Annotated in this window: 15 protein-coding genes; all 15 read right to left on the reverse strand. The window is 68.8% G+C overall.

From position 1 onward, the window contains the following. Nucleotides 1-89 precede the first annotated feature (89 nt). From Q2100_RS11075 to Q2100_RS11145, 15 genes are read right to left on the reverse strand one after another with little or no spacing between them, the layout of a single operon-like run. Entirely contained in the window at nucleotides 90-899 is an 810-nt protein-coding gene (locus Q2100_RS11075; RefSeq protein ID WP_302914099.1) for an SDR family NAD(P)-dependent oxidoreductase, read from the reverse strand. Between the two features lie 22 nt (nucleotides 900-921). Continuing rightward, nucleotides 922-3,369, reverse strand: coding sequence for a CaiB/BaiF CoA-transferase family protein (locus Q2100_RS11080; protein ID WP_302914100.1), 2,448 nt, complete (start codon nucleotides 3,367-3,369; stop codon nucleotides 922-924). Between the two features lie 2 nt (nucleotides 3,370-3,371). Further along, nucleotides 3,372-4,331, reverse strand: a complete 960-nt coding sequence (locus Q2100_RS11085) for an enoyl-CoA hydratase/isomerase family protein (protein ID WP_302914101.1) — start codon at nucleotides 4,329-4,331, stop codon at nucleotides 3,372-3,374. Further along, entirely contained in the window at nucleotides 4,324-5,466 is a 1,143-nt protein-coding gene (locus tag Q2100_RS11090) for a M24 family metallopeptidase (RefSeq protein ID WP_302914102.1), read from the reverse strand. Before Q2100_RS11090 ends, Q2100_RS11085 begins: the two co-directional genes overlap by 8 nt. Further along, nucleotides 5,463-6,728 carry a M24 family metallopeptidase gene (locus Q2100_RS11095; protein ID WP_302914103.1) on the reverse strand — a complete coding sequence of 422 codons (1,266 nt, stop codon included), beginning with the start codon at nucleotides 6,726-6,728 and terminating at the stop codon, nucleotides 5,463-5,465. Before Q2100_RS11095 ends, Q2100_RS11090 begins: the two co-directional genes overlap by 4 nt. Then, nucleotides 6,728-7,903: an amidohydrolase family protein gene (locus tag Q2100_RS11100; protein WP_269893557.1), complete on the reverse strand. Its 1,176-nt coding sequence runs from the start codon at nucleotides 7,901-7,903 to the stop codon at nucleotides 6,728-6,730. Before Q2100_RS11100 ends, Q2100_RS11095 begins: the two co-directional genes overlap by 1 nt. 36 nt (nucleotides 7,904-7,939) lie before the next feature. Beyond that, nucleotides 7,940-9,181, reverse strand: coding sequence for a cytochrome P450 (locus Q2100_RS11105; protein WP_302914104.1), 1,242 nt, complete (start codon nucleotides 9,179-9,181; stop codon nucleotides 7,940-7,942). 10 nt (nucleotides 9,182-9,191) lie between these two features. After that, nucleotides 9,192-9,386, reverse strand: coding sequence for a ferredoxin (locus tag Q2100_RS11110; RefSeq protein WP_302914105.1), 195 nt, complete (start codon nucleotides 9,384-9,386; stop codon nucleotides 9,192-9,194). After that, nucleotides 9,386-10,045, reverse strand: coding sequence for a TetR/AcrR family transcriptional regulator (locus tag Q2100_RS11115; protein ID WP_264013437.1), 660 nt, complete (start codon nucleotides 10,043-10,045; stop codon nucleotides 9,386-9,388). Before Q2100_RS11115 ends, Q2100_RS11110 begins: the two co-directional genes overlap by 1 nt. Before the next feature lie 54 nt (nucleotides 10,046-10,099). Beyond that, nucleotides 10,100-10,918 carry an SDR family NAD(P)-dependent oxidoreductase gene (locus tag Q2100_RS11120; RefSeq protein WP_302914106.1) on the reverse strand — a complete coding sequence of 273 codons (819 nt, stop codon included), beginning with the start codon at nucleotides 10,916-10,918 and terminating at the stop codon, nucleotides 10,100-10,102. Beyond that, nucleotides 10,915-11,760 (reverse strand): alpha/beta fold hydrolase, encoded by an 846-nt coding sequence (locus Q2100_RS11125; RefSeq protein WP_302914107.1) that lies wholly within the window; start codon nucleotides 11,758-11,760, stop codon nucleotides 10,915-10,917. The genes Q2100_RS11120 and Q2100_RS11125 overlap by 4 nt, the downstream gene beginning before the upstream one ends. Further along, nucleotides 11,757-12,365: an NADPH-dependent FMN reductase gene (locus Q2100_RS11130; protein ID WP_264013288.1), complete on the reverse strand. Its 609-nt coding sequence runs from the start codon at nucleotides 12,363-12,365 to the stop codon at nucleotides 11,757-11,759. Before Q2100_RS11130 ends, Q2100_RS11125 begins: the two co-directional genes overlap by 4 nt. Before the next feature lie 11 nt (nucleotides 12,366-12,376). After that, complete coding sequence (locus tag Q2100_RS11135) at nucleotides 12,377-13,366, reverse strand: cyclase family protein (protein WP_302914108.1); 990 nt, start codon at nucleotides 13,364-13,366, stop codon at nucleotides 12,377-12,379. Between the two features lie 4 nt (nucleotides 13,367-13,370). Then, a complete protein-coding gene (locus tag Q2100_RS11140) occupies nucleotides 13,371-14,210 on the reverse strand; it encodes a coniferyl-alcohol dehydrogenase (RefSeq protein ID WP_264013290.1) in 840 nt (279 codons plus the stop codon). 5 nt (nucleotides 14,211-14,215) lie between these two features. Beyond that, nucleotides 14,216-15,526 carry an LLM class flavin-dependent oxidoreductase gene (locus tag Q2100_RS11145; protein ID WP_264013291.1) on the reverse strand — a complete coding sequence of 437 codons (1,311 nt, stop codon included), beginning with the start codon at nucleotides 15,524-15,526 and terminating at the stop codon, nucleotides 14,216-14,218. Nucleotide 15,527 lies beyond the last annotated feature (1 nt).

A 15,527-nucleotide genomic window follows, 5' to 3' on the forward strand; every position in this document is an offset into this window, starting at 1 on the left:
AGTACCTGCCGCAGCGGATCCCGTTGTACCGCCGTCACATTGCCGAGTTCGTGCCTCGCTGAGGATCGAGGCGCAGCCCCGTTCCGCTGCTAAGTCGGCGGCCCAAGCGTCGCGGCACCGGACTCCGGATGGCGGTACCAGCCGCCCGCCGCATGGGTACCGCCGTCGACGTGGATGGTCTGACCGGTGATGTAGCTCGACATGTCGGACGCCAGGAACACCGCCGCCGAGGCCATCTCGTCGACGTGGCCGGGCCGGCCGAGCGGCACCGTGTGGTTCAGCTTGTCGGGCAGACCGCCGCGCGACATCGCCAGCAGGCCCTCGGTGACGGTGATGTCGGGCGCCAGCGCGTTGACCCGGATGCCGTGCGGCGCCAGCTCGAAAGACGCGGTCTGGGTGTAGTTGATGACGCCCGCCTTCGCCGCCGCGTAGGCCGCGTACCCGGGAGCGGCGCGCACCCCCTCGATCGAGGTGACGTTGATGACGCTGCCCGACAGCCCCGCCGCCGCCAGTTGTCGCGACACCCGCTGCGTGCACAGCAGGACGTGCCGCAGGTTCGCTTTGTACAGTGCATCCCAGCCGTTTTCGCTGGTGTCGAGCAGCGGACTCGGGAACACGCCGCCCGCGTTGTTGACGAGGATCCGCACCGGGCCGAGTTCGGCGGCGGTGCGCTCGAGCGCCGCGTCGACCTGTGCGGCGTCGCGCACGTCGGTGGCGAGGCCCAGCGCGCCGATCGACTCCGCTGCGGCCGCACAGGTGCCGGGATCACGCTCCCAGATCGCGACGCGTGCGCCGAAAGCCGCCAGCCCTGCTGCGATTCCGCGGCCGATGCCGACTCCCCCGCCGGTCACCACCGCCGTGCGGCCGGTGAGCAGGATCTGCGACGGGTCGATGGTCATGTCAGTGAGCTAACCAAACAGCTCAGCGGGTGACCTTGCGGGGCCGGTGCGACGGCGGTGCATGCCCGATCACGTCGTCGGCCTCCAGCTCGGCGATCTCCGCCGCGGACAACCCGAGCTCGGTGAGCAGTTCGTCGTTGTGCTGGCCCAGCAGCGGGGCGGGGTGGCGATGGAACCGCTGCGGCCCCGGCGACAGCCGGAACGGCAGCGCACTGTGCGGCGTCGGGTCGTTGACGGGGTGGCCGACGTCTTCGAAGAAGCCGCGTGCGGTCAACTGTGGCAGCTCGGTCTGCCGGTGCGGCTGCATGACCTTAGCCACTGGAACCCCTGCCGCCCATAGCGTTTCGACGACGTCGTCGGCGGTGCGCTGCGCCGTCCACTCCCCGAGCCGGTCGTCGATCAGGTCGTGCTGCACCCGCCTGCCCGTGATGGTCGCCAGCTCCGGAGCCGTCGCCCACTCCGGACGGCCGAGTGCGTCGACCAGTGACGCCCACTGCTCGTCGCTGGCGACGGCCACGGCCACCCAGCAGTCCTCGCGGCCGAACTCGTCGATCCCGCTGGTGCGGTACAGGTTCTGTGGTGCGGCGGTGGGGCCGCGGTTGCCCGCCCGCTGCAGCACCGCGCCGTAGGCCGAGTACTCGATGACCTGTTCAGCGGCCACATTCAGGGCGGCGTCCACCATGGCGGCCTCCACCAGCACACCCTCGCCCGTGCGGCGGCGGTGCTCGATGGCGAGCAGCAGACCGTTGAGCGCGTGGATCCCGGCATTCGGGTCGCCGACCGAGTAGGGCTCGTTCGGGTTGCGGTCGGGATAGCCGGTGAGCCAGCTGATCCCGGCGGCGGCCTCGATGACGTAGGCGAATGCCGGGTTGTCGCGCCACGGCCCGTCCAGCCCGAAGCCTGGCATCCGCACCATGATCGCGTCGGGCCGCAGCGACTGCACCTTCGCGAAGTCGAGGCCGATCTGGTCGAGCACCCGCGGGGTGAAGTTCTCGACGATCACGTCGCAGGTCGGGATCAGCCGGTCGAGCAGGGCGCGGCCCCGCTCGGACTGCAGGTCGAGGGTCAGGCCCTTCTTGTTGGTGTTGAGCCCCGAGAAGATCGGCGAGCGCTCCCACCACTGCGGTTCGGTCGCCGGGATGCCTGCGATCAGGCGGGTGCCGTCCGGGTGGCGGGTGGACTCGACGTGGATCACTTCGGCGCCCAGCAGCGCGAGCATGTGGGTGCACGACGGCCCCGCCCAGAACGTCGTCATGTCCAGCACCCGCATCCCCTCGAACGGCAGCTGCGCCGGAACCGGGGGTACCTCCCGCTTGCGGGGGCCATTCCCGGTCGTCAGGCCGCGCTCTTGATCGCCGGGAATGCAGTTCCGGCGATGAGCCTCGGTGTGTTCGCCCAGACGCGGCGCGGGGCGAGGCGGGCTGAGCAGCGGCGGCGAGGTCCGGTACGGCGGGCCGGGTCGGTCGAAGCCGTCGCGCGGATCGGTGGTGAACGAACCGCGCTCGCGGAAGTGGTCGAGTTCGGTGATGTTGGCGCCGTTGGCCACCGGTGCGTTGGGGATGCGGAACGCGGTGGCGAGGTCGCGGATGTCGTCGACGGCCTGGCTGCGCACCCAGGCGTACAGTTCCTCGGCCTTCTCGTTGGCCTGCTGGGTGATCGACAGGGATGAGTCCTCGTCGATCCACTCCTCGTGGCCGGTCATCGCGCACAGGTCGAACCACTGCTGCGCGGTGCCGCACCCGATGTCGACGAGTCCGTTGGCGGCCTGCGCGATGCCCGGGACGGTGAGGCGGCGGGCGTCGCGCCACGGCCTGCCGAGCATCTCGTGGAACGTCACCGGGTAGTACGTCAGGCCGAGGATCTGCGTCTCCAGCATCGACAGGTCGATGAGCGCGCCGCCGCGGTGCTGCGCGGCGAGTGTGGCGGCGGCGGCGTAGGCGCCGGCCAGATATTCCCCGACCTGCCCGCCGACGTACACCGGCGCGCGGTCGGCGGCTCCCCGGCCGAGGCCGACGATCCCGCCCGACCAGGCCTGCAGGGTGAACTCGGTGGCCGCCCGGTCGCGCCAGGGTCCGGTCAGGCCGAAGGGTGTGATCGCGGTGACGGTGAGCCGGGGATGACGCCCGTGCATGTCGGCCGGCGAGAACCGCTGGTGCTCAGCCACATCGGAGCCGCGCGACCAGACGACGGCGTCCGCCCCCGCCAGCAGCCCGTCGACGAAGTCGGCGTCTGACCCGTCGGTGGGATCGGCCACCACGCTGTGCTTGGAGCTCGCGAGGAAGGTGAACAGCGCGCCGTCGGCCCCGGCGGCGATATCGGCGCCCGAGGCCGACCACCGCCGCAACGGGTCACCCTGCGGCGGTTCGACTTTGACGACCTCGGCGCCGCCGTCGGCCAGCAGCTTGGTGCAGTAGGCGCCGGCGATGCCGGTGGACAGGTCGATGACGCGGTAGCCGGCCAGCGGCGGCACGCTCACTCCTTCTTCGCGCGGTTCGACTTGCTCAGCCGGAAGTCGGGCGGGAACTTGCTGTCGTTGTCGTTCACCGCGCCGGCCAGGCCGCTGCCGATGGCCTCGTTCATGTCGAGGTCGTCGGCGTCGTCGTTGGCCACGCCGCTGCCCATCGACTCGAAGAACGCCGACAGCAGGCTGCCCATGTACTCCCCCTGGTGCTGCTTGAACACCTCGAAGAACAGCTTCTGCTGGAACACCGTGTCCACCGGCCGGTTACGCGCACACGCCCGGGCGTACTTGGCCGTCTCGGCCTCCAGGTCCTCCCGGGGGACGACCCGGTTGAGGAAGTTGCAGTCGTACATCTCCGCGGCGGTGAAGGGCCGGCCGGTGAACACCATCTCCTGGAATTTGCGCAACCCCATCATCTGGATCCAGGTCCACATCCGGGGTCCCCAGCCGTAATACCGGAACGACGGATGCCCGAACAGCGCGTCGTCGCTGGAGATCACCAGATCGGCGTCGGCGCACTGATAGAAGTGCCAGCCGTAGCAGTACCCCTTGGCCTCGACGATGCTGATCTTCTTGAGCTCCTGAAGCGGCCGGTTGCCCGCCTGCACGTTGGCGTACCAGGCACTGATCGTCGCGCCGTTGCGGAAGGTGCCCTTCGGCGGATAGGTCACGTCGCCGACGCCCTCGTCCTCGAGGCGCAGCTCGGCCAGCCGCAGTTCGGGGTTGTCGTTGCCCTCCATGAACTCCGGGAGGTCGGCGCCGCTGCCCAGGTTGTCCCCGACGCCGCGGATCACCAGCACCTTGACGTCGTTGTCGACGGTGGCCGCGCGGCAGAGGTCGGCGTAACGCAACCGGGCCGCCGACGTCGGCGCGTTGAGGAACTCCGGCCGATTGAAGGTGATCGTCGCGATCTTGGTCTTCGGGTCCTTCTTGTAGAGGATGATCTCCTCCGGCGAGGGCCGCTCAGCCATGCGTGACGCCGACCTTCGCACCGGTGTACGTCGGACTGGTGGTCAGCACCTCCGGGCCGGAGTCGGTGACCAACACGGCATCCCGCTGGAACACCGCGCCCACGCCCGGCTCCCACACGTACGCCGTGACGGCCAGCACCGTCCCGGGGTCGAGCCGTTCGGCAGCACAGGTGGCAGGCAGATCGGGCGAGACCACCGGAGGGTCGAAACCCAGCCCGAGGCCGTGAGCCACCGGAATGGGCGGCAGCGCCTCACCGGCAGCCTCGTATGCGTCGAGCAGAGCACTGGCAGGCGCACCGGGATTGCACGCGTCGAGTAGCCGCTCCCACAGGTCATTCGAGCGGCGATACAGCGCGTCGGCACCCTTGACCTCGCCCACGGGGTAGGTGCGCCCCACCTCGCCGACATAACCGTCGGCCAGTGCACCGGCGGCGAGCGCCACCAGATCGCCCTCGGCGATCCGGCCGTCGCGGCGCCCGACCCGCCACGCATGCTCGCGGGAGGTGACCCACACCCCGTCCTGGGTGGCCGAGGTGCTGAACCCGCCGGCCGCCATCGCCTCCATGAGCACACCGTTCAGCGCCTGCTCGGTGATGCCGTCCGCGAGCCCGGACACCGCTGCGGCAAGCCCACGTTCGGCCACCGCGAGCGCTCGGCGCAACACCACGAGCTCGTCGACGGTCTTTCCCCGCCGCGCCGCCTTCATCGCGATCTCCCCGTCGACGAATTCGGCGTTGGGGAACGACAGGGGCAGCAGCTGCGCGAACGTCGGGGACATGGCGTCGGTGCCCACGCGGCTCGCGCCGGCCGCTCCGTCGATCCCCTTGAGCACCTCGATCAGCGTCATCGGATTCCACGCCAGGCCGTAGAGGTGCTCGTGGTCGATCTCCTCCGGTATGCCCTCGTCCCAGCTGCTGTTGAGGTGGATGTCTCCGGTGGCGCGGACCAGTACGCAGATCGGGGCGAACGGCCGGGTGCCCGCGACCCAGAGCTGTGGGGCGCCGGTGACGTAGCGGACGTTGGCCTGCCGGCCGAGCACCAGGATGTCGAGGTCGTGAGCCGCCATCTGCGCCAGCACCCGCTGCCGTCGTCCGGTCCGCAGGGTCAGGTCGTCGGGAACGATCTCTTCACTCATTTTTGTAGGCCTATCAGTGTCTGCCCGTACGGCGCGTAGGGGTAGTTCGTGATCGATTGACACCCGTCCTCGGTGATCACCACGATCTCCTCACTGCGGTAGCCCCCGGTGCCGTCCTCCCAGATGACGGGTTCGAGCACCAGCAACATCCCCGCGGGGAAGACGAAGTTGTCGTCGAACTCCTGGCCGAGATCCGTTCCGATCATCGGCATTTCGGCGGCATTCGTGCCGATGCCGTGACCGAGGTAGAAATGCGGCAGCCAGGGTTTGGTGCCGCCGTTGGCCGCGATCGCCGCGCGGGCGAGGTCACCGGAGGTGGCGCCGGCCTTCGTCACCGCCAGGACCGCGTCGAGGATGTGGCGCCACTTGGCGAACTGATCCTGCTGGCGGGGCGTGGGTTCTCGCCCCACGACCCAGGTGCGTCCCCAGTCCGAGCAGTACCCCTCGTAGGTGATGCTGATGTCGGTCCACAGCACGTCACCCTCGGCCAGTTCCTGCTGCGTCGGCAGCAGCGGCAACGCCAGATCGCCCGTGGTGGTCCACACCGCGCCGCTGTCCCGCGTCGTCGGCATCACCTGCCAGATGGCTTCGATCATGTTCGTGGTGGCGCCGAGCTCGAAGGCGCGGCGGACGAAGTGCGCGGACAGGTCCATCTGGCGCACACCGACGGCGAGTGATGCCTGCACGTCGGCGACCGCCTCTTCGGTGATGCGGCAGGCCTTCCGGACGGCCGCGATCTGGTCGACGGTCTTGACCAGTTTGGCCGGGCCGATCACCTGCGCCGCGTCCGAGGGCGGGCCGGCAGGGAACAGGCGGTCCGCGGCGCGGCGCATCGCACCGGTGAGTTCGTCGACCGCGATGGTCGTCCCCGGTGGCGCGAGCGCGGCCAACACCCGGCCGAAGTGCTCGACGCCCTCGTCGAATTCGAGGTACAGCGGCCCGTGCACGTGGTCGGTCGGCACCTCGGTGTCGAATGCGCTGCCCTCCTTGAAGGGCATGAACAGGTGTGGGTGCTCATCGTCCGCCAGCACGACGGCCACCGGCCGCTCGACATGGGACAGACCCGCATCCAGTAGCGGCCAGCTGGCGCCGGTCGCGTAGACGACGTTGCCGTTGCCCAGCAGGACCAGCGCGCCGACGCCTTTGGCCTTCATGGAATCCCGCAGCCGCGCACCGCATTCGCGGTACATCCGCTCGCGGTCGGGCAGGTCGGGGATGTCGAGCTGGGAGAGCCCGCTCGACGTGGCGAAGGTGGCGGTCATCAGACTCCCAGGAAGTTCTTGATGTTGGAGCTGATGATCTTCGCGGCGTTCTCCGGCCCGACCGCATCGACCACGGTGGCCAGCGATTTCTCCGAATACCCGAACGTGCTCTCGTTGTGCGGGTAGTCCGACGACCACATCACGTTCTCGACGCCGATCCGATCGATGAGCGCCAAACCGAGCGGGTCCACCATGAACGACGCGCTCATGTGGTTGTCCCAGTAGTGGCGGACACCGTGCTCGAGCTCGTGGTTGAACATGTGCCGGTAGGACGCCAGCATGTGCTCGGCATCCTGCAGTGCGGTGGGCACCCAGGCGATCCCGCCCTCGAACCAGCCGATCTTCAACGACGGGTGCCGGTCCAGGATGCCGGAGAACACGTACTTGGCGAACTGCTCGCGGAACGAGTCGACATTGACCATCATGCCGACGACCACGCTGTTGTGCTGGCATGGCGTCTTCGGAGGGGTCTCGCCGATGTGGTGGCTGACCGGCAGTCCGGCCGCCTCGATCTCGTCCCAGACGGCGTCCATGGAGGTGCTGCCGTAGTCGTAGATGTTGCCCTCGTCGTCCTTGCCGGGGTTCAGCGGCAGCAGGAACGTCTTGAGGCCCAACGCCTTCAGCTCTTCGAGCGTGCTGCGGGTGCCCTTGGGGTCCCACCAGTTGATCAGGCCGACGCCGTAGAAGTGGCCGTTGCTGCGCTCCTGCAGATCGGCGATGTGCTCGTTGTAGATCCGGAAGACCCGCTCGCGCAACGACTTGTCGGGATAGTGGAACAGCGCCAGCACGGCGTTGGGGAACGCGAGTTCCTTGTCGATGCCGTCCTCTTTGAGCTCCCGGATGCGGGCCTCGATGTTGTTCGATGCAGCCCCGGCCAGGTCGTCGTACTGCATGAGGACGCGGCCGAAATCGCCGCCGGTCCACGCCTTGCCCTTCATCCCGACCATGTAGGCGCCGTCCTCGTACCAGATGCGCGGCGCGGCGCCCTTGAGCTCCTCGGGGAAGCGTTCGTAGAAGATGTCGTCGGCCACCGAGATGTGGTTGTCGGCGGAGAAGATCTCGGTGCCGGCGGGAAGACCGAGGTCTTGGGTGGCGTGGCCCTTGCGGAACTTGGGCGCACCCCAGCCCTCGGGCGGATAAAGGGTTGACTGTGAAGGGACGGTAGGCGTGGACATCGGTGTCTCCAATCGGGCTGGTGGTTTAGGGGCCGGTCACCAGGTGACGGGCAGTTCGTAGACGCCGTAGGCGAGCCGGTCGTGCTTGAACGGCACCTCCTCGAGCGGGATGGCCAACTTCAGCGTGGGGATGCGGCGCAGCAGGGTGTGGAAGACGATCTGCAGTTCGGCGCGCGCCAGCTGCTGCCCGACGCACTGGTGGCGGCCGTAGCCGAAGCCCAGCTGTTGTCCGGGGCCGCGGGTGAAGTCCAGCCTCTCCGGCTCGGGGTAGGCGTTGGCGTCCCAGTTCGCCGGCGCAAGGTCGATGATGATGCCCTCGCCGGCGCGGATGGTCTCGCCGCCGATCTCGATGTCCTCGATGGCGACGCGGCGCTGGCCGTTCTGGATGATGGACAGGTATCGCATCAGTTCCTCGGCGGCGTTGGCGATGAACTTCGGGTCGTCCGAGTCACGCAGCAGCGCAGCCTGTTCGGGGTTCTCCAGCAACGCGAGCACGCCGATGCCGATCATGTTGGCGGTGGTCTCGTGTCCGGCGATGAGCAGGCCGGTGCCCAGCTGGGCGGCCTCCTTGACGCTGATCTCGCCTGCGGTCACCCGCTCGGCCAAATCCGACACCGCGTCCTCGGCCGGATTGGCCTGCTTCTCCTCAACGAGGTCGATGAGGTACTGATGCAGGCTCATCGCACCCTTCTGCATCGCATCCGCGGCCGCGTAGCGGGCCAACCCGGCGTTCGCGTGCTCCTGGAAGAATTCGTGGTCCTCATACGGCACGCCGAGCATGTCGCTGATCACCTTGGTGGGCACCGGCAGCGCGAGCTTGGCGACGATGTCGGCGGGTTGCGGGCCGGCCAGGATCGCATCGATGCACTCGTCGGTGACCTCCTGGATGGTCGCGCGCAGCGCCTCGACCCGCTTGAAGGTGAACGGCTTGGACAGCATGCGGCGGAACCGGGTGTGCTCCTCGGCATCCGAGGTGAACACCGAGCGCGGCCGCTTGTTCACCGTGGAGAGCATGTGCTCGTTCCAGTGCGGGAAACCCTCGCGGCGGTCGTCGACGCTGACGCGGGCATCGGCGAACAGTTCCCGGGCGACGGCGTGACCGGTGATCAGCCACGGGGTGCTGCCGTTCCAGATCCGCACCCGCGAAAGCGGTTTGGTCTCGTTCATCTGCAGCATCAGCGATGGCGGCGCGAACGGGCAGCGGGCGTCGCGTTCCATCGGGTAGTCGGGGATCTCGGCCGTGACGTCGGCCTCGGTTCCGGTCAGGGTGTCCGACATGGTGGGTGTTTCACTCCTCGATGTGGATGGCCAGCGCCGGGCAGGCTGCCGCCGCGTCGCGGGTCGGTTCGGCCAGGTCGGCCGGTGGGCTGTCGACGAGCAGGACGACGACGCCGTCCTCGTCTCGCTGGTCGAAGACGTCCGCGGCGTTCAGCACGCACTGGCCGGACGACACGCACTTGTCCTGGTCGACGGTGATCTTCATCAGGGTTCCTCGGAGACCGGGGCGAGCCACAACCCGACGATCGCATCGATCAGACCCGACGCCGCCCCGGACCAGGATGCCCGCGGCACGGCGGTGCCCTGCGCCATTCCGCGTTCGCGGTCGGCGCAGCTGTGCATCAACAGGTTGCGCCCCATGACGTTTCGTTCCGCGCGGACGTCGGCGGGCAGTTCCGGCAGGCAGGCGGCGATGCCGTTGATGACCTCGACGAGCGACGGCGACGACAGGGCGTCCCTGACGATCATGCTGTGGTAGGCCGGGTCGGTCATCACCTGCGCGGCGAACCGCGCGTACCAGGTCGGGTTGCCGAGCGCCTCGAGGTGGTCGGTGAGCGGGCGCACCAGGCAGCTGACCCAGTCCCGCATGTCCGGCGCGGGTCCGAGCTCGGCGACCATCTTCTCGCGCAGCCGCTCGATGGGCCCGCGGTGCTTCTCCTCGATCGCGCGTACCAGGTCGGCCTTGGTGCCGAAGTGGTAGCCGACGGCGGCGTTGTTCCCCTGTCCGGCGGCCTCGCTGACCTGGCGGTTCGATACCGCGAAGACCCCGTGTTCGGCGTAGAGCCGCTCGGCCGCCTTGAGGATCGCCTCCTGGGTTCCGCTGGCCCTGTCGGCGCGGGCAACTCTCGCAGTGGTCACCTTCATAGTGAAGCCGGTCACAGCCTTTAAGTCAAGCGACTGATTTATGGTCGGCGACCGTCATGCCGACGGCTTCTCCTTGCGCGCGATGACCTTGCCTGCCACCGTGCCGCCGTCGATCGGGAGGATCGTCCCGGTGACATAACGCGACCGGTCCCCCGCCAGGTACAGCGCCGCCTCCGCGACGTCGTCGACGGTGCCTTCCCGCTTGAGCGGGCGGTCGCTGCGCATCTGCGCACGGATCCTCGCCTCGAACTCCTCGAGTCGCGCCGCGTCCTCGCCCGTCGCCGACTTCCGCACGATCGCGGTGCGGATGTTCCCCGGCGCGATGGCGTTGACCCGGACCTCCCAGTGCGCCAGATCGATGGCGGCACACTTGGTGAACTGGATGACGGCGGCCTTCGACGCCCGGTAGGTCATCACGCCGCCGCCGGCCTGGATGCCGCCGATCGACGTCAGGTTGATGATCGAGCCGCCGCCGTGTTCGGACATGTGCCGTGCGGCGTCCCGGGTGCCTGCCATCACCGCGAGCACATTGACCGCCATCACCTGGTGGAAGTCGGCGAGGTCGTCGTCGAGGAACTTCGGGAACATCTTCCCCGAGACCCCTGCGTTGTTGATCATCACGTGCAGACCGCCGTACTCCGCGACCGCCGTCGACACCAGCGTGCCCACCTGGCCGATGTCGGAGACGTCGGTCTCGATGAACTCGGCGCGCGCACCGAGTTCACCGGCCAGCGCCGCGCCGAGTTCGGTGTCGATGTCGCCGAACACCACCGTCGCGCCCTCGGCGTGGAATCGTCGCACCAGCCCTTCGCCGAGGCCCGACGCCCCACCCGTGATCACGGCGACCTTGCCCTCGAGTTCACCGGTGGTCATTGTGCGGGCACCTCTCTGTGGGCGACGTCGGCCAGGAAGTCCGACAGCAGGGCGTCGACCGCCGCGGGTTGCTCGATCTGTGGGCAGTGCCCGGCGCCGTCGACCACCGCGGAGCGCGCGCCGGCGATCTGGCCGGCGATCTCGGCCGCCCAGCCCGCGGGCAGCAGCTTGTCGCGGCCGCCCTCGACAATCAGCGTCGGCACAGTGATCCGATCGTAGGCGCGTCTACTCGACGGCAGCGGCGGCGGCTCGAGGCCGGGACGGCGAAACCGCGCTGCGGCCAGCGCTTCCCACGCTCCGGGCGCGATGCTGGACTCGTAGCGCCGCCGCACGTAGTCGTCGTCCTCGGGATACGAGGGATCGGCGAAGAGCGCCGCGATGATGCGGCGCATCGCCGGCAGGCTGGCGTCGTAGTCGTAGAGCGCGCCGGAATGCTCGTTGCGCTGGATTTCGCCGCCACCGCAGATGATCGTCATGCTGCGCACCGGAAGCACCGGCGCCTCCGACGTGGCGTCCACCAGGAGATTGATCGCCCCCATCGAGTTCCCGACGAAGTGGGCGGCAGCAACGCCGAGCGTCTCGCAGAAGCGGGCGACGTGGCGGATCCGCATCCCACGGCCGTCGGTGAAGTCGACCACCTTTGCCGAACCGCCGAACCCCAGCATGTCGGGGGCCAGCACCCGGTACTTCGACGCGAGTGCGGGAATCAATCGCTCCCAGCCGATCTCGGCGGTGACGCCGAACTCGCCGCCGTGCAGCAGCACCACCGGGTCGCCGTCGCCGGCCTCCAGATACGCGGTGGCCAGACCGTCGACCGTCGTCGACCGCCGGGTGAACGTCACGTGGTGTTCCTGTGCGCGCGGGCGAAGGTGAGCACCTGGCCGGCTAGCATGTCGAGCTGGTTGCGCACCGGCTCGTCGACGAGTTCGCCCGCTTCGTCCCAGATCCGGTCGGCCGAATTGATCGCCACGCCCAGCGGCGTCGGCCAGGCCCGCAGCGCGTGGCCGATCGACCGCAGCTGCCCGAGGGTGCCGACCGCGGCCTGCCACCCGTAGGCGCAACTGATGCAGCCCCACGGTGTGTCGTCGAGGTACACCCGCGCGTCCTCGCGCAGGTCCTCGATGTAGTCGAGCGCGTTCTTGACCAGTCCGGACACGGCGCCGTGGTAGCCCGGCGATCCCACGACGACGGCGTCGGCATCGCGAAGCGCCCCGACGAGCTCGAGTGCCTTCGGGGTGCGCTCGAGCTGGTGCGGGGCGTACATCGGCAGGTCGAGGTCCGGCCCGGCGAACATGCGGATGCGGCCGCCTTCGCGCTCGACGGACTGCAGGCAGTGCCGCACCGCGCGTTCGGTCGACGAATTCTCCCGCAGGGTGCCGCCGAGCCCCACCACCAGCGGCCGCTGCGCGCTCTCGGTCTGCGCCGCCGCCGTTTCCGTCACGGTCATGTCGTCTCCCGTCATTTGATGGCGATCGGATTCACCGGTGAGCCCACGGCGCCGGTGAAGCGCAGAGGCGGTGCGATCAGCTGGAATTCGTACACGCCGTCCGCGGCACAGTCGGCGGACAGCGCGGTCAGGTCCCAGTACTCGCCGAGCATCAGGCCCATGTCGCGCAGGCACAGCATGTGCAGCGGCAGGATCGTGCCCTCGATGCCCGACACCGGGTCCTCGACCATCAGGTTGTCCGCGGCGACCGCGGCGATCTCGTGGTCGTGCAGCCACGATGCGCACCGCCAGTCCAGGCCGGAGTACGGCTCGGTGCCGTCGCGGTTCTCCAGGAATCGCGCCCACCAGCCGGTGTGGATCAGCACGACGTCGCCGCGTTCGACCGTGACGTCCTGTGCGCGGGCCACCTCGTCGAGTTCCTCGGGGGTGATGGGTTTTCCGTGTTCGAGGAAAGTCTGCGCGCCGCGGTGACGGACCAGGTCCAGCAGCACCCCGCGGGTGGTGATGCCCTTCGGATCCACCTTGTCGATTCCGCAGTGGAACGCGCCGAGGCTCGTCACCGAATTCGCGGGAAACCCGTTGTACAGCTTGTCGTCGTAGTACACGTGCGACAACGCGTCCCACTGCGTGGCGGCCTGCAGCGGCATGATCACCATGTCGTCGTTGAACCGGAACGGATTGTCGACGAAGTACCCCGAGAGCTGCTGGGCCACCGTGTTCTTGAACCAGTCCGGGCCGTACTTGACCAGCGTCTCGGCGTCGCCGCCGTCGACGGTCATCACGTGGATCGGGTTGGGCCGGTACTGGAATGCGCCCTGCGGTCCCGACGAGCCGAAGTCCACTCCCAGCGAGAACACCTTGCCGTGCCGCACCAGGCCGGCAGCCTGCGCCACCTTCTCAACGGTGATGAAGTTCAGGGTGCCCAGTTCGTCGTCGTCACCCCAGCGGCCCCAGTTGCGGACGTCGTCACCGAGTCGGCGGAAGTCGTTCAGGCTCGCCATCGTCTCACTCCTGCGCGCTGTCGGCGGTGCGGCGCGGCACCGATGCGGCGAGGTCGCTCTCGCCGACGGTGCCGCCGTCCACCCAGATCACCTGACCGGTGATGTAGCTGGCGGCAGCGCTGTTGAGAAAGACCAGCACGCTGGCCTGTTCGTCCGGCGTGGACACCCGGCCCAGCGGCGTGCGGAAGGCGTCGAGGAAGTCCTGGCCGTAGGCGGTGCGCAACTGGTCGAGGATCGGGGTGTCGGTGACCCCGGGTGCGGTGCAGTTGATGCGAATGCCCCTGGCGCCCAACGCGCAGACCTGCGCCATGCCGTAGAGGATGATGGCCTCCTTGGCCAGCCGGTAGCCACCGCCGTCGGCCAGGGCCTCCGGGTTGGCCGCGCACCACTCGAGGCCCTCGTCGATCGTCGCCGTCTCCACCAGTCCTGCTGTCACCGTTGCGTTCTCGCGGTATGCCGATGCCGCCAGCGAAGACACGTTGGCGATCGCCGACCCGGGCGGCATGGCAGGGACGATCGCCTCGGTGAACCGCCTGGTGCCGAGGAAGTTGATGGTGACCACCCTGCGCGGATCACCGATGCCCGACGACACGCCCGCGACATTGAACAGGGCGTCGACCCTGCCGCCGATCGAGGCGGCGGCGTGGTCGATCGACGGCTCGCTGGACAGGTCGAGGTCGATGAACGACGCGATCTGCACCGCGGGCGGCCGGAGGTCGAGCCCGATGACCTCACCGCCGAGCGACGTGACCTGCTGGGCCACGTGCGCGCCGATCCCGGACGCGACGCCGGTGACGACCACCCGCTTGCCGTCGTAACGCCATCGATCGCCGACCTCGTTCACCGCCGTCAGCCCGCCTGCTCGCGCGCTGCCTTCTCCGCCTGCGCCGCCTTCACGCGGCCTTCGTTGATCTCGGCCATCGCCTCGGGGATCTCACCGGCGGTGAACTTGCCGCCGCGGCCGGTCGGCAGGCCGCCGAAGGAATAGGTCTCGTCGAAGAGCGGCGCGTCGGACGCTTCGCGCCGCGACTCCACCTTCTCGATGACGGGCTCGAGGCGTTTCGCCTTGTCCGTCACGGCCTTCTGGTCGCGCTCGATGAACTCGGGCAGGATCTCTTTGCCCATGATCTCGATCGATTCCATGGTGCCCTCGTGGCTGCGCGGGTTGAGCAGCAGGATGATCTCGTCGACCCCGCTGGCCTCGTAGCCGCGCAGGAACTCCCGCACCGTGTCCGGCGAGCCGATCGCGCCGCGGCCGGGTCCGTAGGCCAGCGTCGGGTCCTCCTTGACCGCCTGCTCGTAGAGCTCCCACACGCCGGTGCGGCCGGGGGTGTGCATCCCGGTCATGTAGTAGTGCATGATGCCGAACGAGAAGAAGCCGCCACCGATTCCGAGCTTCTTCAGCGCCTCGTCGTCACTCTTGGCGACCATCATCGACAGGTCGCCGCCGATGGCGAGCAGGTTCGGGTTGATCGCCGGGGTGATCGGAGTGCCCTTCTCCTCGAACTCCCGGTAGTAGCCGTCCACCCGCTCCTTGAGCGCCTCGGGTCCGGTGTAGGCGAAGCTCAGCGCGCCGATCGCCTTCTGGGCGGCCATCTGCACCGACGACGGCCTGGTGCAGGCCACCCAGACCGGCGGGTGGGGCTGCTGCAGCGGCTTGGGGATCACGTTGCGGGCGGGCATCTCCACGTGCTCGCCCTTGAAACCGGAGAACGGCGCCTCGGTCATGCACCGGATCGCGACCTCGAGCGCCTCCTCCCACTGTGCGCGCTTGTCGGCCGGGTCGATGTTGAAGCCACCGAGCTCGGCCACCGACGACCCCTCGCCGGTGCCGAACTCGACACGGCCGTTGGACAGGTGGTCCAGCGTCGCGACCCGCTCGGCGATGCGGGCGGGGTGGTTGATCGGCGGCGGCAGGTGCATGACACCGAAGCCCAGCCGGATGTCCTTGGTGCGCTGGCTCGCCGCGGCCAGGAACATCTCCGGAGCGGTCGAGTGACAGTACTCCTCGAGGAAGTGGTGCTCGGTGAGCCAGACGGTGGAGAAGCCGGCCTTGTCGGCGGCCTCCACCTCGTCGAGGCCGTGCTGGAACAGCTGGTGCTCGTCGTCGTCAGACCACGGCCGCGGCAGCGGGAATTCGTAGAACAGCGAGATCTTCATG

Source organism: Mycolicibacterium arseniciresistens (assembly GCF_030519285.1).
Classification (GTDB): domain Bacteria; phylum Actinomycetota; class Actinomycetes; order Mycobacteriales; family Mycobacteriaceae; genus Mycobacterium; species Mycobacterium arseniciresistens.